Genomic DNA, 21,525 nt, shown 5'->3' on the forward strand with positions numbered 1-21,525 from the left:
CTGTAACAGGGCTTCGAATGACAGGGAGAGCGATGCAATGGAAACTGACTTGATCAACGCAGAAGGAAAATTCCGGCGCACCGTCGGGGATGTTGTCGTTGCCGAGATGCTCTTCATTCAGGCGACGGTGGAGAGCGCCTCCGTCATCGGCACCGGGCTACAGCAACTGGGCCACCACCTTATGGCCGCGCCCAGCGACCCGCAGCAACCGATCGGGTCCATTGCCAGCCTGCTGCAGGCCACGGCCGATCGCGCGCTGGAACCCTATAGCACACGGCTCGGCTATTTCCGCCAACTGCGGACGCTTTGAGTCGAGCTCACTCGCTCTTGGCAGCCTGCATTCTGGCAAGCTGCTCTGGCGTTGCCTCCCGCTGATACTGCGCCTTCCATTCGTCGTAGGGCATACCGTAAACGCGCTCTCGGGCCTGATCCCGGCTGAGCGACACCCCCTCCCCGGCCGCCGCCTCGGCATACCAGGTGGCCAGGCAGTTGCGACAGAAGCCCGCGAGGTTCATCAGGTCGATATTCTGCACATCCTTGCGTGCATCGAGGTGTGACAATAAACGGCGAAATGCGGCCGCCTCTATGGCCTGTTGTTGTGACATGAACAGTTCCCTCCTCTATCTTTAATCGCCCATGGGGGCGACACTGCTCAAAATAAGCTGCACCAGGCGTGTTTGCCGGGTGACACCGGTTTTGGAAAAAATGGCGCTCAGGTGCGACTTTCCTGTGTTGCGAGAAATGTGCTGCTGCCTGCAGGCTTCGTCCAGTGTGGCGCCGCCGGCGAGTAACAGACTCAGGGTAGCCTCGGCCCGCGTCAAGCCGAACAGCGTCATGAGCACATCGACCGGTGCCTCCCGCTGGTATTCCGGGTCCGAAACAAAAATCGCCACCGAGGGGTTGCGGCTGCCATCCGGCGCTGCCACGAGAGGCAGTGGTCGCATCAGGATGCCCGGTCCGGCACTGTTACCACTGTCGAGACGCAGGGCCTTCACCAGGCCGGGCTCTCCCCGGAGATGCGCCTGCATAACATCGTCCAGGCACTCCCGAAAAGCCTGCTGATCCGCGCGGTGTACCAGACGCAACTGCCCCTCGTGCTCCGTCAGCCAGCGCCCCTCCGCCAGTAGTCGCTGACCGGCCTGGTTGCTGTGGCGAATGCGCGCGCGCTGATCGAGGATAAACGCGGCCAGCGCCATGCGGTCCACCGCCGCCGCAAACAGGGCGCGCTCACTCTCCACACGGGCAATGCGGGCGTGCAGGCGTATGGTCTGCTGGATATGTGGCAGCAGGCAACGGCACAGCTCGCGCTCACGCGCGGCAAAATTATCCCGCCCCGCTACGCGGGCAAACCGCAAGCGCGCGGTATTGCCCAGCTCATCACCGAGGTCTGCGCCCATAATGTGCCGGATGCCCGTGGGCTCCACATACTGACGGAAGTAGGCCGATTCGTAATAGTCCCCAGGCGGCACCAGGGCATCCACGGTGAACACCTCACCGGGGGGCAGGTTAACAAACGGATCCAGGGCAAAAAAACTTTCGTTGTAGGCGTTGACCGCATCAGGCGAAAGCACCACCGAATTGATCACCAGCCCGGAATCCCCCTCCCGCGGGGCGCGCAGAATCAACGTGACATAGTCCGCAGCCAGCGCCTCACCCAGCAGGCGCAGAAACTCCTGCCAGGGCGGATCGGCCACCGGCCCGCGCGATAGCGCCAGCAGCAGTTCGTTCATCGGTGCCGAAATCAAATAGTCGCGCATGCTAGGTACCGGCTGAGTATGGACAGATTGTCACGCCTGCAGCGGAGGTGGTCAAACTCCCTGCCAAAGCCTCACGCGGCGCGCAGCCGGGCGATCGCCCGCGCCGCCTGTGCGTCTTCGGCAGGGTCAGCGGGCATCGGGAACGTGATACTGTCAGCCAGCCCCGAATAGCGGTTGCGCAAGGTGTTTGCAATGTCTTCGTAGGGGCCGCGGGGCACGAAGACCTCAAGCATCTCATCAGTCACAACGGACGAGAGATCGTGCCAGCGACCCTCTCGGGTCAGGGCCTGCAACTGGGCACCGCGCTCCTGCCAGCCAAACAAGTCCAGGCTGGGCCAGTACGCCGGCGTGGAGTAGAGAAAACCCAACAGACGCCGCTGTTGCTCCCACTGTGCAGCAACCGCCTCCTCATCCACGCCTGTGGCCACCAGCGGACCAAGAATGAGTCGCAGAGACTGCGCGTCGCGTCCGGCGCGGTCAAGGCCTTCCTGCAGACGCGGCAGGCACACCTCGCGAATATACTCGGGCGGCGTGTTGGTGGGGTGCGTGATCATACCGTCGGCGACCCTGCCCACCATACGCGTCATGGCGGGGCCGACGGCCCCACAAAACACCGGAATAGACGGGTGCTCAATCGGCCCCGGGTTGAAGAATGGCTGCAGACGTGTGAAGCGGTAGTGCTCACCCTCGAAGCACAGGCGCGACCCATGCTGGAAGCTGTTGAAAATTGCCTTCAACGACTGCACATACTCACGCAGTTGCGGCACCGGCGACACCCAGCGCGCTGAGTACCGCTCTTCGATGTTCTGCTTGATTTGCGTGCCGAGGCCGAGTTCGAAGCGCCCGCCGGACAGGCGCTGCAAATCCCAGGAAGCCACGGCGACTGTCATCGGGCTGCGCGGGAAAGCAACCAGCACCGAGGTTCCCACACGTAACCGGCGCGTTGCCTGCAACGCCAGCGCCGCCAGCAACAAGCCATCATGGATCGCATCGGGCACCTGCAGGCCGTCAAAGCCCATCGCCTCCGCCCGGGCCGCATGTGCACCAATGTCCCAGGGACCCATGGATTCCGGCGTCGTTGCATAAACCTTGAACATGTATTGCCTCCCACGTTTACAGCGGCCAACCGAAAAATACTACCCCGACACCAACGCCGCGGCGAGATCAGTCATACGACGGCGTGCTGGTCGAATCCACGGTGGCGCTGAAGTGGCGTGACAAAGGCGATATCCGTGACCCAGAGGTACACCGCAAGCTGGTCGCCGACGGGGACTTTAAACAGAACGCGCCATCAAGCCTCTCGGGGCAAGCGTATGAACGGCAGCAGCACCAACCCCAGCAGCAGCGCGCCAATGAAACCGACAAACGCCGCACCGTAGCTGCCGCTGGTGTCATAGATCAGCCCCGCCAACGGTGGACCAATCAACGTAAGTGGCATGATCACCGGGTTCATGAGCCCCATGACCCGACCGTAGTTGGCCGCACCGAACAGCACCGCCAGCAGTGACCCCCAGACCGGCAGCATGCCGCCGGCAGCGAGACCAAGGCTCGCACTGCCAATGACCAGGCCGGCATAGGTTTCACTCACCAGATAACAGGACACACCCGACAGCACTAACACCATAGACGCCGCCAATGCGGCACGCAGGTCAAGGCGATCCGCGATAGCGCCAAAACTGAGCTTGCCGACAATGCCCGCCAAAGCGATCACCGAGACGAGAAATGCGGCGCGCTCAGCCGGGGCTCCAACGCCCAGAGCAAAGGGGACGAGGTTTGCCAACAGCGCTGAATACACGCCAAAAAGGAGGCCCATCGCCATTGCCACCAGCCAGAAATTACGGTCGCGCAGCAACGCAGAAGTCGACAGCGGCGGCGGCACAAACGCCGGCCCCGAGGGTGGTGCATCGCCATCCGGATGCAAGCCGCGGTCTGCCGGACGGTTAGCCACCAGCCACACGGCGGGCAGTGTGACCAGCAGCGTACCCACGCCGAGAATGCGCAGCGCATTGCGCCACTCATAACTGTCAATCAGCCACTGCACCAGCGGCGGGAACACAAAACCCCCCACCGATGTACCGACTGCGGCCACGCCGAGTGCAATTCCGCGACGGCGCGAAAACCAGCGGGCGAGCAGGGTTGAGGTTGTCAGCGGGCCGAGCAGGTTGATGCCCAGGACCATCAACCCGGCATAGACCAGGGGCACCTGCCAGCTGGCCGTGGTCACTGAAAGCAGTACATACCCCAGCGCCAGACCCAGCGCACCCAGCAACATCATGCCGCGCAGTGAGCCGCGGTCTATCAGCCCGCCGAGGAACGGCGAAATCAAGCCTCCGGCCAACGTCATGCCCGTCATGCCGAGCATCATGGTCATACGGCTGGCATTGAAAGCCTCCCCCAGCGGTACCGCCACCACGCTGTAGGAATACATGATGCTGCCATTGCTGACCATCAATACCAGAAAGGCAACACCGACCAGCCACCAACCGTAGAACATCATTGCGCTCCGCTTACAGGGGCATGTACTCGCCGCCATTGACGTCGAGCGCAGCACCGGTCACCACACGCGCATAGTCGGACCCGAGAAACACGGCGGCCTTGGCACAGTCGCCATCGTCCGGAATATGGCCCAGCGGAATACTGCGCGTGACCTCGGCCATGAGCTCTTCCTTGCTGCGGCCTGAAGCCTGGGATTGCCAGTCGAAATAGCCCTCTACCGCCGGGCCCCACATCCAGCCCATATGGCAGCTGTTGACGCGAATATTGTCGCCACCCAGCTCCAGGGCGAGGTGCTTGGTTGCCGCGCGCAACGCGGACTTGGACGCACCGTAGCCCCCCTGGGTGGCCAGCGGCTTGTGCTCCACCATGGTCGCAATCATGACGATGGCGCCACCACCGCCGGTACGCATATGGGGAATACAGGCCTGGGTCAGTTGCATGGTGCCAAAGAAATTCACCTCCATACTGCGCCGCCAGCCATTCAGGTCAGCCTCGGCGATCGGTTCAAAGCTGCCCGGGTCGTAGGCGCTATTGAACAGGACATCAATACGCCCAAATGCCTCTACGGTGGCATCAGCCAGCGCCTTGCACTGCGCCTCATCGGCAATATCCGTCACAACCTTGAGTACTTGGGTATTCAGGCCCAGCGCCTGAATCTCGGCTTCAGCGGTATCCAGTTTCGCCGGCGTGCGCGCCGCCAGCACCACAGCACTGGCGCCCTCCCGGGCCGCCAGGGTGGACAATTCCTGACCCAACCCGGGGCCAATTCCTGAGACGATAACGACCTTGTCTTGCAGCAGCATGAGACTTTCCCTCTGTTGTTATATGACGACGCGCTTTCCGCAGCCGCACCATTCTGGCAGGCATGAGGGGCAGAGCAAACGAAACCGGTTAGAGACTCCCGGGCAGTGCAGCAGTTCGAACCGGGCCCCGCCGCTACCCCTTGGTCACGCGTATTGCAATGCAACCTGCGTCTGGCCGACGCAGTCACGCAGCTGCTGCAGGAGCTCATCGCTGGGGGTGACCGCCCAACGCTCGCCCAGCCGGATGCGCGCGCGACCGGCCGGCTGCTGGTACCACAAGGATACCGGGCAACGTCCACCTCCCGCGGCGCCGAGAGCCTGCGCCAAGCGGTCGGCAAGCGCATCGTCAAGGCTGGCCTGTGTCACCTCAATGGTCAGTTCGGCCGCGTGAGATTCGCGGATCGATTGCAGGCTATGCACATCCCGCGCACGCACCGACAATCCGCCTGAATAATCATCGTGGGCCACACTGCCTTCAACAATGACAATCTGGTCCTTCACCAACAGATCGCGCTTTTCACTCAATGTTTCCGGGTAGACGGTAACCTCGATGCGCGCGCTGCGGTCGTCCAACTGCAGAATCGCCATGGTGTCACCACGCTTGGTTTTCATCGTGCGGCTGGCCACGATGAGGCCGGCGAGCATCTGGTTACCCTGCTTGTCGGCGCGCAAATCACCAATCAGCGTAGGCGCGAAACGCTTCAACTCTTCGGCGTACTCATCAATAGGGTGACCGGTAACGTACAGTCCCAGAGTGTCTTTCTCGCCACTGAGTCGCTCGCGCGCAGACCAGGGGCGCGCGGAGCGAAACGCCGCGTACACATCGCCCGCCTCTTGGGACGCATCCGACACCACCTCGCCAAACAGGTCTGCAATGCCACATTCACGGTTGTTCGCGCTTTGCTCTGCTGTTTTCAAGGCGTCGTCCAGTGCCGCCAGCAGCACCCAGCGGTCGGTGTTCAGGCGATCGAATGCACCGGCACGAATCAGCGCCTCAATCGCCCGCCGATTGACCTTGCGCGGATCAGTGCGAGCACAGAAATCGAACAGGTCGCGAAACGGGCCGCCCTCGTCGCGCGCGCGCAGCAGGTTTTCCACCGGGCCCTCGCCGAGCCCCTTGATCGCACCGAGGCCGTAGATGATCGCGTTTTGCGCATCGACGGTGAACATGTACTGCCCTTCGTTGACGTCCGGCAGCCGCAGCGCCAGCTGCATGGCGCGGCATTCCTCGACAAACACCACGATCTTGTCGGTGTTCTGCAGTTCCGAACTCATCACCGCCGCCATGAAATGCGCCGGGTAATGGGTTTTCAGCCAGGCTGTCTGGTAGGAGACCAGGGCATAGGCAGCGGAGTGCGATTTGTTGAAGCCATAGCCGGCAAATTTTTCCACCAGGTCAAAAATGCGGATTGCGAGTTCGCCATCGATGCCCTTGCTGCGGGCACCCTCCTCAAACACCGCGCGCTGTTTGGCCATTTCCTCGGGTTTTTTCTTGCCCATTGCGCGACGCAGCAGGTCGGCCTCGCCCAGGCTGTAACCCGCCAGCTCCTGGGCGATCTGCATGACCTGCTCCTGGTAGAGAATAATGCCGTAGGTCGGCTCCAGAATGGGCCTGAGCAGCAAATGCTGGTACTCACGGTCCGGGTAGGAGATTTTCTCGCGGCCGTGTTTGCGGTTGATGAAGTTATCCACCATGCCCGACTGCAGCGGGCCCGGCCGGAACAGGGCCACCAGGGCGATGATGTCTTCAAAGCAGTCCGGCTTCAGGCGTTTGATCAGATCTTTCATACCGCGGGATTCCAACTGGAATACCGCGGTAGTTTCCGCCGCCTGTAGCAACCTGAAGCTCGCTGCATCGTCCAGCGGGATCGCGCTGATATCCAGCACAGCTTCACCCTGCTGTGCGCGCACGGCGTTGATCATGTGCACAGCCCAGTCGATGATCGTCAGGGTACGCAGGCCGAGAAAGTCGAACTTGACCAGCCCGGCGTCTTCCACGTCGCCTTTGTCGTACTGGGTTACCAGGCCACCACCTGCTTCATCGCAGTACAGCGGCGAGAAATCCGTCAAGCGGGAAGGCGCTATCACCACGCCGCCGGCGTGCTTGCCCACGTTGCGCGTAATGCCTTCCAGTTGCACCGCCATGTCCCAGATTTCCAGTGCCTGGTTATCCTCGGCGAGAAAGTCGCGCAGCACTTCCTCCTGTTCCAGGGCTTTTTCCAGCGTCATGCCCACTTCAAACGGGATCATCTTGGACAGCTTGTCACCCAGGCTGTAGGGCTTGTTCTGCACCCGGGCGACGTCGCGCACCACGGCCTTCGCCGCCATAGTGCCAAAGGTAATGATCTGGGAGACGGCTTCCCGGCCGTAGGTATCGGCGACATAGTCAATCACCCGGTCGCGCCGATCCATGCAGAAGTCGACATCGAAGTCGGGCATGGACACCCGCTCCGGGTTGAGAAAGCGTTCGAACAGCAGGTCGTACTGCAGCGGATCGAGGTCGGTGATCTCCAGCGCGTAGGCCACCAGCGAGCCGGCACCGGAGCCACGGCCAGGCCCCACGGGAATATCGTGCTGTTTGGCCCAGCGAATGAAGTCCATCACGATCAGGAAGTAGCCGGGGAAACCCATCTGGATGATGGTATCCAGCTCGAAATCGAGCCGCGCACGATATTCCACCTGCCGCTCGTGGAAGCTGTCGCTCGACGGGTCGAAAAGACGCACCAGGCGCTGGTCCAGCCCCTCGTGAGACAACTGGCGAAAATAGGCATCCATGGTCAGACCGGCGGGCACCGGATAGTCCGGGAGGTAGGGCTTGCCCAATTCCAGCACCAGGTTGCAGCGCCGGGCTATCTCCACGGAGTTCTGCAAGGCCTCCGGTATGTCGGCAAACAGCTCTGCCATTTCCGCCGGTGAGCGCAGGTACTGCTGGTCGGTGTAGGCGCGCACGCGCCGCGGATCATCGAGGGTGCGCCCCTCGCGGATGGAAACACGCGCCTCGTGCGCCTCGAATTCGCTGGCGTCAAGAAAACGCACATCGTTGGTGGCCACAACCGGGCAGGCGAGGCGCCCGGCAAGGTCGACGGCCGCATGCAGGTGCGACTCATCACCTTCACGCCCGGTGCGATGCAGCTCCAGGTAAAACCGACCCGGGTACAGCGTCATCCAGTGGGCCGCACGCGCCTCGGCCTGCGCTGCCCGACCGGCCAGCAGTGCCTGGCCCACGTCCCCTGCCGCACCGCAGGACAGGGCAATAATCCCCTCGCTGCGTTCCGCCAGCCAGGCTTTATGCACATAGGGCTCGCCGAGGTACTGGCCTTCAGTATAGGCGCGGGAAATCAGCACCGTGAGGTTGCGGTAACCCGCATCGTTCATCGCCAGCAGGCACAGCGGGTAGGCGCGCTCCGGGTCATCCTCGTCGAGAACACGCAGGTCCACGCCAAAAATCGGCTTTATACCCGCGCCCAGCGCCGCCTTGTACACCTTCACCAGCGCGTAGAAATTGCAGCAGTCGGTCACTGCCACCGCAGCCATGCCCAGTGTCGCCACGCGCTCGACAAGCGGCTTGACACGGACCATGCCGTCAACCAGGGAGTATTCAGTGTGCAGCCGGAGATGTACGAAATCGCTCATGGGGCAAGTTTACCCCCGGTGCGTCTCCGGCAACAGGTTTTTGACCGGCGCGAAGCTGCGGCGGTGCACCGGAGACACCCCCAGCTGCCGCAATGCCTGCAAATGCTGCGCTGTGGGGTAGCCTTTGTGGCTGGCGAAGCCGTAGCCCGGATAGCACCTGTCGAGTTCCGCGAGCTCGGCATCCCGCTGCACCTTGGCCAGGATCGAGGCCGCGGCAATTGCCGCGACACTATCGTCACCGCCGATCACGGCCTGGGCCGGATAGGACCAGACTGGCAGACGGTTGCCATCAACCAGTACACCCACGGGCTGGGGCTGCAGCGCTTCGACCGCGCGGCGCATGGCCAGCAGGGACGCCTGCAGCACGTTCAGACTGTCGATTTCGGCCACTGACGCTCGCCCAATCGCCCAGGCCACGGCCTGTTCGCGGATCTGCACGGCCAGGATTTCCCGACGCTTCGCACTCAGCTTTTTGGAGTCACGCAGGCCGGCCACGGGATTGGCCGGGTCGAGAATCACTGCCGCTGCGACCACGTCGCCCGCCAGTGGCCCGCGGCCAACTTCGTCAACACCGGCCACGCCGGGGGTATTCGGGTCTATACCCGGCAGATCGGTCATCGTGCGCGGTCGCTCAGCAGAGCCTCTATCGCATCCGCGCAGCGTTCGCCGAAACCGAGCGCCAGAGACTGATGGATGGCGGCGAACGCCTGGCGTTGCTCGGCGGCGACCTTGGCGTTGTACAGCAGCGGCTGCACGGCCGCCACCAGGCCCGACGGCGTTGCATCCGCCTGGATAAGCTCTGGCACCAGCGCCCGCCCTGCGAGAATATTGGGCAAGGCGGCAAAGGGAATGCGCACCAGCCGCGACACCAGCGCCCAACTCAGGGGCGCCATGCGGTAGGCGACGGCCATCGGCCGCTGTACCAGCAGGGCCTCCAGCGTGGCCGTCCCAGAGGCCAGCAACACCGCGTCCGCCGCTGCCATAACGTCCCGGGAGCGCCCCTGCACCAGCGTGAGTGGGAGATTTGGCGCCTGTTGCAACAAGCTGGCAATCTGCGCCTCGCGCTCTACATTGGCTGCCGGCAGGGCAAAGCGCAGCTCCGGGTCCGCCGCCGCCAGGCGCCGCGCCACCTCGAGAAACAGCGGCGTCAACGCGGCCACCTCGCCACTGCGGCTGCCCGGCAGCAGGGCCAGCAGGCGTCCCTCCTCTGCCAGCCCCAGCGCGCGCCGGGCGTGCTCCCGTTCGGTGAATAACGGAATCTCGTCCGCCAGCGGATGGCCAACAAAGTCAGCGCCGATACCGTGCTGGTGGTAAATAGCGGTTTCAAAGGGAAACAGGCACAACATGCGGTCCACCGCCCGGCGAATGGTGCGGATACGCCCCTGCCGCCACGCCCATACCGAAGGGCTGACCAGATGCACCGTTTTTATACCAGCGCGGCGCAGCCTGGCCTCCAGACGCAGGCAGAAATCGGGAGAATCGATGCCGATGAAAACGTCCGGGGGATTGGCCAGGAAGTGCTGATAGACACTGCGTCGAATGCGCAGCAATTCCGGCAGACGCTTGAGGGGCTCAACGAAACCCATGACCGAGAGGCGGTCCATCGGGAACAGGCTGTGCAGACCCTGCGCCTGCATCAACGGCCCGCCGATACCCTCAACCTGTAAATCCGGGTAACGACGCCGCAGGGCTGAGAGAAGACGTGAGCCCAGGATATCGCCGGACGCCTCGCCAGCGAGTATGCCAACGCGCAGGCGACTGCCCGCCACTAGCGGACGATGCCGCGCTCCGAGGCGCGTATGGAGTCAATCATTACCTGCACCTCGGGCGTGTCGCGCAGCATGGTCTCCAGGCGCTGTATCGCCAGCTCCAGGGTCAAACCCTGCCGATAAACGATCTTGAAGGCACGCCGCAGCTGACTGATGGCCTCGGAGGAAAAACCGCGGCGGCGCAGCCCCTCGATATTGATGGTCTTGGCTTCTGCGGGGGCGCCACTGACCGTGACGTAAGCTGGCACATCCTTGCCTATCGCCGTGCCCATGCCGCTGAAACTGTGCGCGCCAATCTTGCAGAACTGATGCACCAGCGTGTAGCCGCTGAGGATGGCCCAGTCACCCACCTTGACGTGACCCGCAAGCGCCGTGTTATTCACCAGGATCGTGTGGTTGCCGATACAGGAGTCGTGGCCGATGTGCACATACGCCATGATGAGATTGTTGTTGCCAATCGTCGTTTCCGCCCGGTCCTGCACCGTGCCACGGTGAATCGTCACATTCTCGCGAATGATGTTGTTGTCACCAATCACCAGGTAGGTGGGCTCATCGCGGTATTTGAGATCCGGGGTCGCCTCGCCAATCGTCGAGAACTGGTAGATATGGTTACCCGCGCCTATCCGCGTGGGACCTTTGATCACCACATGCGATTCTATCTTGCAGCCCGGGCCGATCTCGACGCCGGGACCTATCAGCGTCCAGGGGCCAACCTCAACGTCGTCGGCAACGGTGGCTGAGGGGTCTACGATGGCCTGGCTGTGAATCATGGCTCAGCGATCGGCACAGAGAATCGTGGCAGAGGCACACAGGGCGCCGTCGACATCGGAACTGACTGCAAATTTCCAGATGCCGCGCCGATCGGAGAGAATCTTTGCCCGCAACATGACCTGGTCGCCCGGCACACAGGGGCGTTTGAAGCGGAGGTCATCGGCGCCGACAAAGTAGTACATGGAACCATCGGCCGGGGTTTTATTCATGGATTTGAACCCCAGAATACCCGCCGCCTGAGCCATCGCTTCCAGCAACATGACGCCGGGGAAAACAGGTTTCTCCGGGAAGTGACCGTTGAAAAAAGGCTCGTTGATGGTGAGGTTCTTGCAGGCGACGATGGACTCGCCAAGGTTCAACTCCAGCACCCTATCCACGAGTAGAAAGGGATAACGGTGCGGCAAATGGTTACGAATTTCGGAAATGTCCATGATCAAACTGCGGGTCCCCCATGATCACTGCTGTTGCTGTTTTTCCAGTCCCGCGAGGCGCTTCTGGATGCTGTCCAACTGTGCAAAACGCACAGCGCTGCGCTTCCAGTCCCGGGTGGAGGCCATCGGCGTTCCCGACGAATAGGAACCGGGCTCGGTAATGGACTTGGTCACCATGGTCATACCCGTGACATGCACGTTGTCGCAGATTTCGACGTGACCAACAACACCAACGCCACCCGCGAGCGTGCAGTTCGCGCCTATAATCGTGCTTCCCGCCAGCCCCGTGCAACCGGCTATCGCGGTATTTTTGCCGATGTGACAATTGTGAGCGATTTGCACCAGGTTATCGATAATCGCGCCATCTTCGACCACGGTGTCTTCCAGGGCGCCACGATCAACCGTAGTACAGGCACCGATCTCCACGCGATCACCAATGCGTACGCCACCGAGTTGGTGGATTTTCTGCCAACCCTCGGGGCTGGGGGCAAAACCAAAGCCGTCGGCGCCAAGCACGGCATTGGCGTGCAACGTGCAATGCTCGCCGATCACCACGTCGCGGTAGAGCACAACCCCGGGGTGCAGGCGCGTACCCGCGCCGATGCGGCAGCGCTCGCCGATCACGCAATTGGCGCCCAGAACCACATTGGCGCCGATGTCAGCACCGGCATCAATCACCACATTGGCACCGACTGACACGCCTGCAGCCAACGTGGCCCGGGGGGACACTGTCGCACTCGGGTGAACGCCGGGCTCAGCGGCGCTTTCATCGACAAACAGCGCGGTGGCCCGGGCAAAGGCCAGATAGGGATTCTCTGCGAGCAGACAGGCGACGGGGCAACGCTCGGCCTGGTCTGGCCGCAGAATAACGGCGCCCGCCCGGGTCTGCTCCAGCTGCCCCAGGTAGCGGGCATTCGCCAGAAAGGACAACTGGTTCGCATCAGCTCGCCCCAGCGGCGCGATACCCGTCACCGTCAGCGCTGGGTCACCGCGCAGGTCGACCCCCAGGAATGTGGCCAGCTCTCCCAGGGTACGCATAAGGGCTTACTCGGTGAAAGCCTGGTTGAGCTTGTCCGTTACCTTGGCGGTAATGCTGTAGCCCGCGTCTGCGTGGATCACGGAACCGCGCTGCAACAACAGGCCAATGCCTTCGGTGGAGATCAGCTCTTGCAGCACTTCCTGCACTTTGGGCGACATTTCCTGCAACAGCTGCTGACCTACTTCTTGCTCTGTCTGCTGCAGCTTGCCCGCGACGTGCTCGAGGTCAGCCTGTTTGCTGGCGAGGCTGCGGCGCGCTGACAACTGCTGGTCCTGGCTCATGACCGCGGAATCCTTCTGGTAGTCCTTGACCATCTTGTCCAGTTCTTCCTTCAGGCGGTCGAATTCCGCCTTGTCGGACTTGTAGGCGTCATTGCTGCGCTCGGCAGTCAGGCGCTTCTGCGCGTGGTCCGTTTGCAGGATCGCCTGCTCCAGGTTGACCACGGCGATTTTGCCCTGCGCCCAACCGAGGGTCGGCAGCAACAGGGCGGCGGTAATACATACGGTTTTGAGGACTTTAGACACAATACACTCCAATGTCAGAAAAAATGATCAGAAACCCCGACCCAGTGTGAACTGGAAAATCTCGCGCTCATCTTCGGGGGACTCGTTGAGCGGTTTGGCAAGACTGAAACTCATGGGGCCGAAACCGGTAATCCATGTAACACCGACACCGACCGAGTAACGGAGTTCATCCGCATCGATATCAAAGCAGTTCAGCTGGTTGCTGGAGCACTTGGTGTTGAACACGTTACCCACATCGAAAAAGAACGCAGAGCGCAGCTTGCTGCGATCCTTCAGGAACGGCAACGGGAACAGCAATTCGACGCTGCCTTCAATCAGGGCGTTACCACCGAAGGGGTCAGGCGTGGTGTCGGGCACGCTGAAGGTCAGCTTGCCGGTATTCGGGTCGTAGCGGTAACCGAACTGGCTGCCATCGGGGCCGCCCACTTCGGTCGCGTTACCGTCCTCGTCAATCGCGGTCACCGGCTGGTTGATGTCATACAGTGCCGCGGGGGTGCCACGAGGGCCGAGAGTGTTGCTCTCGAAGCCGCGCACGGAGCCAAAACCGCCGGAGAAAAAGTGCTCGAAGAACGGCAGGTTAGTGGTATCGCCGTAGCCGTCACCATAGCCCAGTTCGGTGCGGAAACGCACAATCCATTCCTCGGTAATGGGCATGAACTTCTCACCGCGGTACACCAGCTTGTAGAACTGTGCATCGGAGCCCGGAACCGCGACCTCGAACACCAGGGACTGCGCCTCGCCCCGCGTGGCGAGAATACCGCGGTTGAGCGTGGACTGGTTCCAGCTCAGCGAGGTGGTCCAGTTGAGGTACTCATCGCCGTTCAGGTCGAGGAACCCGGGCTCCTCGGGAATGGTCAGCGCACCGTCAGGCAGTTCCTCCAGCGGGCGAAACACTTCCGGTGCTGAAAAGGTGCCGTCGGGCAACAGGTTGCTCTCGAAGAAGCCCTCGACGCCATCGATCAGGCGCGGGCTGGCCTTGATCTCCTGCACGGCAAAGCGACCGGCGGTGATATCCGTATTGGCCACCCCGAAACTGAACCCCAGGCGCTGGGTCTCCTTGATGGGGTAACCAAAGTTGAGCGCTGCACCGAGGGTGTCGGTGGTGTAGCGCGCCACGTTGATCTCGGACAGGTCGGTAGAGCGGTAGAAGACGTTGAAACCGCGGCTCACGCCATCTTCGGTGAAATAGGGGTTGGTGTAGCTGAAGTTGTACAGGTCTTGGTAGCGCGACGAGTTGAGGCCAATGCCGATACGCCGCCCGGTGCCCAGGAAGTTGTCCTGCTGCAGGTTCAGGCCGAAGATCAGGCCGGCATCCTGGGCGTAGCCAAAGCTCGCGCCGATGCTACCGGAGGACTGCTCTTCCACTGTGAAGTCGACGTCGATCAAGTCATCATGGCCCGCCACTTCGGGCGTTTCCACGGTCGCCTTGCTGAAATACCCCAGCCGTTCCAGGCGGATACGGGACTGCTCAATCGCAGAGGCAGAAGCCGGCGCGCTCTCCATCTGGCGCATCTCGCGACGCAGCACTTCATCCGCTGTTTTCTGGTTGCCCTCAAAGCTGATCCGGCGCACGTAGGTGCGCTTGCCCGGGTCAACAAAGAACTTGAGGCCCACGGTGTTATCGTCCTCGTTCACTTCCGGTATGCCGGTGACCTTGGCGAAGTTGTAGCCCTCGTTGCCCAGCCGGCGGGTAATGAATTCTTCGGTGGAAGTGACCTGCTGCTGGGAGAAGGTCTGCCCCTCCCCCACGAGGATAAAGCGTCGCAGGTCGCTTTCGGGCAACACCAGGTCACCCGAGAGGTCGACACTGCTCACCGTGAACTTCTCGCCCTCGGTGACGTTCGCGGTAATGTAGACCGAGCGCTTGTCGGGAGACACGGAGACCTGCGTGGAATTGATGGTGAACTGCAGGTAACCGCGGTCGAGGTAATAGGAGTTGAGCTTCTCCAGGTCCCCGGTCAGTTTCTCGCGGGAATATTTGTCATCGTTGGTAAAAAACGAAAACCAGCCGGTCGTCTGCAACTCCAGCAGATCCGTGAGTTCCTCGTCGCTGAACACCTCGTTGCCCACCACGTTGATGTGCTTGATGGCGGCGACTGTGCCCTCGTCCACATCAATATTGATCGCGACCCGGTTGCGCGGCTCGGGCAGTACTTCCGTTTCGATGTTCGCATCGTAGCGACCCTGTTGAACATACTGGCGCTGTAGTTCGAGTTGCATACCTTCCAGGGTCGAGCGCTGGAACACCTGACCGATCGCGAGGCCGGCACCGCGCAGGCCATCGAGCAACGCCTCGGTTTCGATTGCCTTGTTACCTTCGATATTGATTTCACTGATACTCGGCCGCTCGGCAACAATCACCACCAGCACGTTGCCATCCCGTCCGATACGGATATCGTCAAAGTTGCCGGTCGCAAACAGGCTGCGGGAGGCCGCGCGAATGGCCTCGGCATTAACCAGGTCCCCCACGGCAAGCGGCATCGCGGCAAACACGGAGCCGGCGGAAATACGCTGCAGACCCTCCACGCGAATATCCGCGACGATAAAGGAGGCGTCCTGGGCCTGGCCCAGCGGAGCGAGCAGCAGCAAAGCGAGTGCCAGCAGCAGATTAATGCGTTTTTTCAAAATAGTCCCAACCACTGGTGAGGCCCGACCCCAAGGTCCTTGATGTGTCATTGCCCGGGTTGCCCAACCCTACAGGCGCGCGAAATCGTTATATAAAGCCAGAGCCATTACCCCGAGAATCAGAAACAGGCCCAGCTGATAGCCCACCATTTGCACCTTTTCGGGCACTGGACGCCCCGCCAGCAGCTCCACGGTGTAATACAGCAAATGGCCACCATCAAGCACCGGAATGGGCAACAGATTCAAAACTCCGAGGCTGACACTGAGCAGGGCCAGAAAGCCGATATAGGACTCCAGCCCCGACTTTGCCGAGGCGGACGCCACTTTAGCAATGGTGATGGGGCCACTCAAGTTTTTTGGCGAGATCAGGCCCTGGATCATCTTCTTGATTGAGCTGAGAGTAAAGCCCACCAGGTCTCCCGTGCGCACAAATGCCGCACCCAGCGACGCCACAGGCCCGCGCTCGAACTCCCGCAACATGCCTTCCGGCAACTCCGGCATGGACACGGCGATACCCACCCGACCGATCGTTTCGCCATCCGCGAGGGTTGCCGCCTCGGGGGTGATTTGCATTGCCAGCGCGTCATCGCCGCGCTCCACCGCCAGGCTGATCACCTGCCCGGGGCGCGCTCGCACGTACTCCACCCACTCCATCCATTCCGCCATGAGGGTGCCGTCGGCGCTCAACACGCGGTCTCCCGCCATCAGGCCGGCGCGCTCCGCCGGGCTGTCCGCAACAACCTCGCTCACCACGGGTGGCACAGCGGGCGCATAGGGGGTGATACCCAGGCCAGCCAGCAGATCGGGGGATTCGTCAGCGCCCAGCCACTGCTGCAGGGTTCCCTCGGATTCGTAAATCATGCCCGAGTCAGGATACTTGACGCTGAAGTGGACGGTACCGGTGTCGCCGATACGGTCCAGCAGGCGAAAACTCAGGGCCTGCCAGGTCGGTGTTTCCTCGCCATCAATTGCGACGATCTCCTGCCCCGCCTCGAGGCCGGCGATATCCGCGACAGACCCGGCCTTAACCGCGCCGATAATCGGAGCGTAGCCGCTTTCGCCCGCCATGAACAGAAACCAGTAGGCGACGATCGCGAGCAGGAAGTTGGCAATGGGGCCGGCCGCGACCACGGCAATGCGCTGCAACACCGGCTTGCGGTTGAACGCCAGCGCCTGCTCGCCCGCCGCCACCTCGCCCTCTCGCTCATCGAGCATTTTCACGTAGCCGCCCAGCGGAATGGCGGCCACACAGAACTCCGTTCCATGGCGGTCATGCCAGGTGTACAGGGATTTGCCAAAGCCTATCGAAAAACGCAGCACCTTTACGCCGCAACGACGCGCCACCCAGAAATGACCGAACTCGTGCACAGCAACGAGCACGCCCAGGGTGAGCAGCGTTATTGCGATAGTGTAGGCCAGATCCATTACTTTTCTCCGCCGGGGTTCGGCCGGCCGCCACAGCGCGCCACATGCCATGCCGCAACGTCGCGGGCATCCCGGTCCGCTGCTTCGACCACGCCAAGCGAGGTGGGTTCAACAGAGGGAACGGCAGAGAGCGTCGCCTCGATCACCTGGGGAATGGCAGCGAAGCCGATTCCGCCCGCCAGAAACGCCTCCACGGCGATTTCATTGGCCGCATTGCACACAGCCATGGCGGTGCCACCCGTAGCGGCGGCCTCCCGCGCCAGCCGCAGGCAGGGGAAACGGGTTTCATCCGGGGCTTCAAAGTGCAGTCTGGAAAGTGCCACCAGGTCGAGCGGCGCGACCCCCGCATCAATGCGCTGCGGCCAACCGAGGCCGTAGGCGATGGGCGTGCGCATATCGGGGTTACCGAGCTGCGCCAGCACGGACCCGTCTACATACTGCACCAGCGAGTGCACAATGCTCTCGGGGTGCACCACAATCTCCACCTGTGAAGGTGCGACATCAAACAGCCAGCAGGCTTCGATCAACTCCAGCCCTTTGTTCATGAGGGTTGCGGAGTCCACCGAAATCTTCCGCCCCATGGACCAGTTGGGGTGGGCGCAGGCCTGCGCCGGCGTCGCGGCCGTGATGGCCTCAGCCGACCAGCTGCGAAACGGCCCGCCGGAAGCCGTGAGGAGAATCTTGCTGACCCCCTCCAATCCGGGGGCACCAGCCTGCGCTGCCGGCAGGCATTGGAAAATGGCATTGTGCTCGCTGTCTATGGGCAGAATAACGGCACCCGCCTTGCGTGCGGCCGCCATCAGCAAGTGCCCGGCCATGACCAGGGACTCCTTGTTCGCCAGCAGCAGGCGCTTGCCCGCCTCCGCGGCTGCCAGAGTCGAAGGCAACCCCGCCGCACCCACGATCGCCGCCATCACGGCATCGACCTCGGCGTGAGAAGCCACCTGCTGCAGGCCCTCCGGACCCGCCAGCACCTCGGTATCGCATTCCCCGGCAAGCACTGTGCGCAGGGTATCGGCCGCCTCCGGGTCCATCATCACCGCATAGCGCGGTTGAAACTCACGGCACTGTGCGGCGAGTGTGTCGACCGACCGGTTGGCGGCCAGCGCCCAGGCGCGAAACCGCTGAGGATGACGCGCAATCACGTCCAGCGTACTGACCCCGATTGACCCCGTGCTTCCCAGCACTGCCACCTGCTGCACCCCTGCCACGGCTACCACCCCGCCAGCAGAAGGCCGAGGGCAAATACCGGGGCTGCACTGCACAGGCTATCCAGGCGATCGAGCAACCCGCCGTGCCCCGGCAGCAGTGAACCGCTGTCTTTCACGCCGCTTTCACGCTTCACCATGCTGACCGTCAGGTCACCGACGACAGACGCCAGCGCCGTGGTCACGACCACGGCAATGACCGCAGCGAGGGAGATATGCGCCATACGTGCCGGCAACAGTGACCACAGTGCAACCGCCAGCAGCGTTGCACAGGCCACCCCGCCCCAGAACCCTTCCCAGGTCTTGGCGGGGCTGACATGCACGGCAAGCTTGTGGCGACCGAAGCGGGTGCCGGCAAAATACGCACCTATGTCCGTAACCGCCACAATGACCACCATGGCGACCAGCAACAAGCCGCCGCGCGGAAAGGCCAACAGGTACACGGCCGCCAGCCAGGCACAGGCGAGAATCAGCAAACCCATAAGGCTACGCATCAGGCGGCTGCGCCAGAGGACCGCGCTGGCCGGATAGCTCTTGACCCACAACAGGGAAAACGACCACCACAGGCAGGCTATACCCAGCACCGGCTGCACCTGCTCCCGCTGAGGCGCCAACCCCAGCTCCGCGTAAATGAACAACGCAGCCAGCAGCAGGCCAAGTATCACGACATACACACCGCGCGACAGGGGCCCCTGCCAACCGGCGAGCCGCGCCCACTCCCAGCCACCGAGACAGACCACGGCCGCGAGCAGGCACGCCAGCCAGAACAGCGGCAGAAACAGGACCGCGGCCAGAAAGAGGCCAGCCATGGCCAGAGCAGTGACTACCCGTTGTTTAAGCATCCTGTGCTCCGGAGGCCAGCGCATCGGACTCACGCACGCCAAAACGGCGCTCGCGCCGGGCGTAGTCGGACAGTGCGCGGGCGAATTCCAGCTCACCAAAATCAGGCCACAACGTATGAGTGAAATACAACTCGCTGTAGGCAAACTGCCACAACATGAAATTGCTGATGCGCGCATCGCCTCCGGTGCGAATACACAGGTCGGGGGCCGGCAGGTCGCCCAGCGCCATGGCACGCGACAGCGACGCCTCGTCGATATCCTCCACGGTCATCTCGCCCGCTTGCACTCGCGCCGCAAGTTGCCGGGACGCCTGGGTAATATCCCAGCGGCCGCCGTAGTCAACGGCGAGCACGACCGTGGCTACCGTATTGTCTCGGGTGAGGAACTCGGCGTTTGCCATCAGGCGCTGTAACCGGTCGCTGAAACGGCGGCGCTCACCCATGAAGCGCAAGCGCACACCATCCTTGTGCAGGTCGCGGACCTCATTGCGCAGATACCGCGAGAGCAGCGCGAGCAAGGCACGCACTTCGGGACGAGGACGCCCCCAGTTTTCGCTGCTGAAGGCGAACAGGGTAAGCACTTCAATGCCATGCTGCTGACAGGAACGCAACACGCCGCGGACGGCCTCGACACCCGCGCGATGCCCCGCGGCGCCGGGTAGAGACTGGCGTCGCGCCCAGCGGTTATTGCCATCCATGATAATGGCGACATGACGCGGGACCGGGGTGTGTTCCGGCTGGCCTGGTGATTCGCGGCTGGGCATGCGGCCGGCGGGCTCAAATTTCCATCAGGTCAGCTTCTTTTTCCGCCAGCATTTTCTCAATGCGGTCCGTGAAGCTGTCGGTCAGTTTCTGCACCACTTCCTGACCGCGGCGCTCGTCGTCCTCACTGATATCCTTCTCCTTGACCAGCTCTTTCAGCATGCTCATGGCATCACGGCGGGCATTGCGCACCGAAACACGCGCCGCCTCTGCTTCCGCGCGCGCCTGCCGGGTGAACCCCTTGCGCGTCTCCTCGGTGAGCATCGGCATGGGAATCCGAATCACCTCACCGGCGGTGGAGGGGTTGAGCCCGAGGTCCGACTTGAGGATGGCACGCTCTATTTTCGGTGTCAGGGAGCGATCCCATGCCGTCACCATGAGCGTGCGCGCATCTTCCACGCTGATGTTCGCTACCTGGTTCAGGGGAGATTCGGAGCCATAGTATTCGACGCGGATACCGTCGAGAATACTGGGGTGGGCCCGACCCGTACGGATTTTGTTGAAATGATGCACCAACGCCTCGACACTTTTTTCCATCCGCTCGTGGGCTTCGGCTTTGATATCTTCAATCACCTTTGGATCTCCTTGCGCTGCTATAGGGCTACTGGATCAGGGTCCCTTCCTGGCCACCGCGCACGATACTGAGCAGCGCACCGCGGTCTTCCATTTTGAAGACACGCACAGGCATGCGGTGATCGCGGCACAGGCAAATCGCCGTGAGATCCATCACTTCCAGTTTCTTGTCCAGCACCTCGTCGTAACTCAGCACCTGGTACTTCACGGCATCGCTGACTTTCATCGGGTCTGCAGAATACACGCCATCTACCTTGGTTGCTTTCATCACCAGCTGGGCATCCACTTCAATGCCCCGCAGGCAGGCCGCGGAATCGGTGGTAAAGAACGGATTCCCCGTACCGGCGCAGAATATGACCACGTCGCCGTTACTCAGGGCACGAATCGCCTTGCGCCGGTCGTAGTGATCGACAACGCCGCTCATGGGGATGGAGGACATGACCTGTGTTGCGATGTTCGACCGCTCCAGCGCATCACGCAGGGCCAGCGCGTTCATCACGGTTGCCAGCATACCCATGTGATCACCGGTTACCCGGTCGAGCCCTGCAGACTGCAAAGCCGCACCCCGGAACAGGTTGCCCCCGCCGACGACGATGCCCACCTGCACTCCAATACCCACCAGTTGGCCGATTTCCAGCGCCAACTGGTCGAGGATACGGGGATCAATCCCGAACTTCTCGCTACCGGTCAGGGCCTCGCCACTGAGTTTTAGCAGTATCCGTTTATACTTTTTGTCGCCTGAAGCCTGTGGCATAACGGTTGTCTCCCGAACTGAGCGCATAATACAGGACAAACCCGCCGCACCCTAGTGCCGCGCCGGAGAAAGTCCCGCCGGACCTTCTGCCCCGCCCATAAAAAACGGGGCCGA

General features: G+C 62.2%; 20 protein-coding genes. 1 reads left to right on the plus strand and 19 read right to left on the minus strand.

Annotation, left to right across the window (positions count from 1 at the left end; genetic code table 11):
* The first annotated feature begins 37 nt into the window (after window positions 1-37).
* On the plus strand, window positions 38-310 hold the full coding sequence (locus G533_RS0102380; RefSeq protein WP_027948584.1) for a hypothetical protein: 273 nt from the start codon (window positions 38-40) through the stop codon (window positions 308-310).
* A 7-nt stretch (window positions 311-317) separates the two neighbouring features.
* On the opposite strand, the gene G533_RS0102385 is transcribed toward G533_RS0102380, so the two are convergent.
* The 19 genes from G533_RS0102385 to pyrH form a co-directional block, all read right to left on the minus strand.
* Window positions 318-605, minus strand: a complete 288-nt coding sequence (locus G533_RS0102385) for a DUF1244 domain-containing protein (protein WP_027948585.1) — start codon at window positions 603-605, stop codon at window positions 318-320.
* A 21-nt stretch (window positions 606-626) separates the two neighbouring features.
* Window positions 627-1,757, minus strand: a complete 1,131-nt coding sequence (locus G533_RS0102390; RefSeq protein WP_051229885.1) for a helix-turn-helix transcriptional regulator — start codon at window positions 1,755-1,757, stop codon at window positions 627-629.
* A 71-nt stretch (window positions 1,758-1,828) separates the two neighbouring features.
* A complete protein-coding gene (locus tag G533_RS0102395; RefSeq protein WP_027948587.1) occupies window positions 1,829-2,854 on the minus strand; it encodes a TIGR03617 family F420-dependent LLM class oxidoreductase in 1,026 nt (341 codons plus the stop codon).
* A 194-nt stretch (window positions 2,855-3,048) separates the two neighbouring features.
* The gene (locus G533_RS0102400) at window positions 3,049-4,254 is read right to left on the minus strand and encodes an MFS transporter (RefSeq protein ID WP_158413385.1); all 1,206 of its coding nucleotides are present in this window, start codon (window positions 4,252-4,254) and stop codon (window positions 3,049-3,051) included.
* Between the two features lie 10 nt (window positions 4,255-4,264).
* Window positions 4,265-5,056 carry an SDR family oxidoreductase gene (locus G533_RS0102405; protein ID WP_027948589.1) on the minus strand — a complete coding sequence of 264 codons (792 nt, stop codon included), beginning with the start codon at window positions 5,054-5,056 and terminating at the stop codon, window positions 4,265-4,267.
* A 144-nt stretch (window positions 5,057-5,200) separates the two neighbouring features.
* Window positions 5,201-8,689, minus strand: a complete 3,489-nt coding sequence (gene dnaE / locus G533_RS0102410) for a DNA polymerase III subunit alpha (RefSeq protein ID WP_027948590.1) — start codon at window positions 8,687-8,689, stop codon at window positions 5,201-5,203.
* Between the two features lie 9 nt (window positions 8,690-8,698).
* The gene (gene rnhB, locus G533_RS0102415; RefSeq protein WP_051229886.1) at window positions 8,699-9,307 is read right to left on the minus strand and encodes a ribonuclease HII; all 609 of its coding nucleotides are present in this window, start codon (window positions 9,305-9,307) and stop codon (window positions 8,699-8,701) included.
* Window positions 9,304-10,458 carry a lipid-A-disaccharide synthase gene (gene lpxB, locus G533_RS0102420; protein ID WP_027948592.1) on the minus strand — a complete coding sequence of 385 codons (1,155 nt, stop codon included), beginning with the start codon at window positions 10,456-10,458 and terminating at the stop codon, window positions 9,304-9,306. Before lpxB ends, rnhB begins: the two co-directional genes overlap by 4 nt.
* Complete coding sequence (gene lpxA / locus G533_RS0102425; protein ID WP_027948593.1) at window positions 10,458-11,228, minus strand: acyl-ACP--UDP-N-acetylglucosamine O-acyltransferase; 771 nt, start codon at window positions 11,226-11,228, stop codon at window positions 10,458-10,460. Before lpxA ends, lpxB begins: the two co-directional genes overlap by 1 nt.
* A 3-nt stretch (window positions 11,229-11,231) precedes the next feature.
* The gene (gene fabZ, locus G533_RS0102430) at window positions 11,232-11,660 is read right to left on the minus strand and encodes a 3-hydroxyacyl-ACP dehydratase FabZ (protein ID WP_027948594.1); all 429 of its coding nucleotides are present in this window, start codon (window positions 11,658-11,660) and stop codon (window positions 11,232-11,234) included.
* A gap of 24 nt (window positions 11,661-11,684) precedes the next feature.
* Window positions 11,685-12,698, minus strand: coding sequence for a UDP-3-O-(3-hydroxymyristoyl)glucosamine N-acyltransferase (gene lpxD, locus G533_RS0102435; protein ID WP_027948595.1), 1,014 nt, complete (start codon window positions 12,696-12,698; stop codon window positions 11,685-11,687).
* A gap of 6 nt (window positions 12,699-12,704) precedes the next feature.
* Window positions 12,705-13,223, minus strand: a complete 519-nt coding sequence (locus G533_RS0102440; protein WP_035525938.1) for an OmpH/Skp family outer membrane protein — start codon at window positions 13,221-13,223, stop codon at window positions 12,705-12,707.
* 27 nt (window positions 13,224-13,250) lie between these two features.
* Entirely contained in the window at window positions 13,251-15,899 is a 2,649-nt protein-coding gene (bamA, locus tag G533_RS0102445) for an outer membrane protein assembly factor BamA (protein ID WP_084638746.1), read from the minus strand.
* 18 nt (window positions 15,900-15,917) lie between these two features.
* Window positions 15,918-17,273 carry an RIP metalloprotease RseP gene (gene rseP, locus G533_RS0102450; RefSeq protein WP_027948598.1) on the minus strand — a complete coding sequence of 452 codons (1,356 nt, stop codon included), beginning with the start codon at window positions 17,271-17,273 and terminating at the stop codon, window positions 15,918-15,920.
* The gene (gene ispC / locus G533_RS20210; protein WP_051229887.1) at window positions 17,273-18,484 is read right to left on the minus strand and encodes a 1-deoxy-D-xylulose-5-phosphate reductoisomerase; all 1,212 of its coding nucleotides are present in this window, start codon (window positions 18,482-18,484) and stop codon (window positions 17,273-17,275) included. Before ispC ends, rseP begins: the two co-directional genes overlap by 1 nt.
* A gap of 2 nt (window positions 18,485-18,486) precedes the next feature.
* Window positions 18,487-19,323, minus strand: coding sequence for a phosphatidate cytidylyltransferase (locus G533_RS0102460; RefSeq protein WP_027948599.1), 837 nt, complete (start codon window positions 19,321-19,323; stop codon window positions 18,487-18,489).
* A complete protein-coding gene (gene uppS / locus G533_RS0102465; RefSeq protein WP_084638747.1) occupies window positions 19,316-20,086 on the minus strand; it encodes a polyprenyl diphosphate synthase in 771 nt (256 codons plus the stop codon). The genes G533_RS0102460 and uppS overlap by 8 nt, the downstream gene beginning before the upstream one ends.
* Before the next feature lie 13 nt (window positions 20,087-20,099).
* Entirely contained in the window at window positions 20,100-20,657 is a 558-nt protein-coding gene (gene frr / locus G533_RS0102470; protein ID WP_027948601.1) for a ribosome recycling factor, read from the minus strand.
* 28 nt (window positions 20,658-20,685) lie between these two features.
* Window positions 20,686-21,411: a UMP kinase gene (gene pyrH, locus G533_RS0102475; protein ID WP_027948602.1), complete on the minus strand. Its 726-nt coding sequence runs from the start codon at window positions 21,409-21,411 to the stop codon at window positions 20,686-20,688.
* Window positions 21,412-21,525 lie beyond the last annotated feature (114 nt).

This window comes from Haliea salexigens DSM 19537 (genome assembly GCF_000423125.1).
Classification (GTDB): domain Bacteria; phylum Pseudomonadota; class Gammaproteobacteria; order Pseudomonadales; family Halieaceae; genus Haliea; species Haliea salexigens.

Bases quoted from the DNA above. Each gene is read 5' to 3' on its own strand.
- G533_RS0102395 (WP_027948587.1), bottom strand. From the start codon at position 2,854: ATGTTCAAGGTTTATGCAACGACGCCGGAATCCATGGGTCCCTGGGAC.
- G533_RS0102405 (WP_027948589.1), bottom strand. From the start codon at position 5,056: ATGCTGCTGCAAGACAAGGTCGTTATCGTCTCAGGAATTGGCCCCGGG.
- lpxD (WP_027948595.1), bottom strand. From the start codon at position 12,698: ATGCGTACCCTGGGAGAGCTGGCCACATTCCTGGGGGTCGACCTGCGC.
- G533_RS0102400 (WP_158413385.1), bottom strand. From the start codon at position 4,254: ATGATGTTCTACGGTTGGTGGCTGGTCGGTGTTGCCTTTCTGGTATTG.
- G533_RS0102460 (WP_027948599.1), bottom strand. From the start codon at position 19,323: ATGCTTAAACAACGGGTAGTCACTGCTCTGGCCATGGCTGGCCTCTTT.
- G533_RS0102385 (WP_027948585.1), bottom strand. From the start codon at position 605: ATGTCACAACAACAGGCCATAGAGGCGGCCGCATTTCGCCGTTTATTG.
- uppS (WP_084638747.1), bottom strand. From the start codon at position 20,086: ATGCCCAGCCGCGAATCACCAGGCCAGCCGGAACACACCCCGGTCCCG.
- rnhB (WP_051229886.1), bottom strand. From the start codon at position 9,307: ATGACCGATCTGCCGGGTATAGACCCGAATACCCCCGGCGTGGCCGGT.
- G533_RS0102390 (WP_051229885.1), bottom strand. From the start codon at position 1,757: ATGCGCGACTATTTGATTTCGGCACCGATGAACGAACTGCTGCTGGCG.
- pyrH (WP_027948602.1), bottom strand. From the start codon at position 21,411: ATGCCACAGGCTTCAGGCGACAAAAAGTATAAACGGATACTGCTAAAA.
- fabZ (WP_027948594.1), bottom strand. From the start codon at position 11,660: ATGGACATTTCCGAAATTCGTAACCATTTGCCGCACCGTTATCCCTTT.
- G533_RS0102380 (WP_027948584.1), top strand. From the start codon at position 38: ATGGAAACTGACTTGATCAACGCAGAAGGAAAATTCCGGCGCACCGTC.
- bamA (WP_084638746.1), bottom strand. From the start codon at position 15,899: ATGACACATCAAGGACCTTGGGGTCGGGCCTCACCAGTGGTTGGGACT.
- rseP (WP_027948598.1), bottom strand. From the start codon at position 17,273: ATGGATCTGGCCTACACTATCGCAATAACGCTGCTCACCCTGGGCGTG.
- dnaE (WP_027948590.1), bottom strand. From the start codon at position 8,689: ATGAGCGATTTCGTACATCTCCGGCTGCACACTGAATACTCCCTGGTT.
- lpxA (WP_027948593.1), bottom strand. From the start codon at position 11,228: ATGATTCACAGCCAGGCCATCGTAGACCCCTCAGCCACCGTTGCCGAC.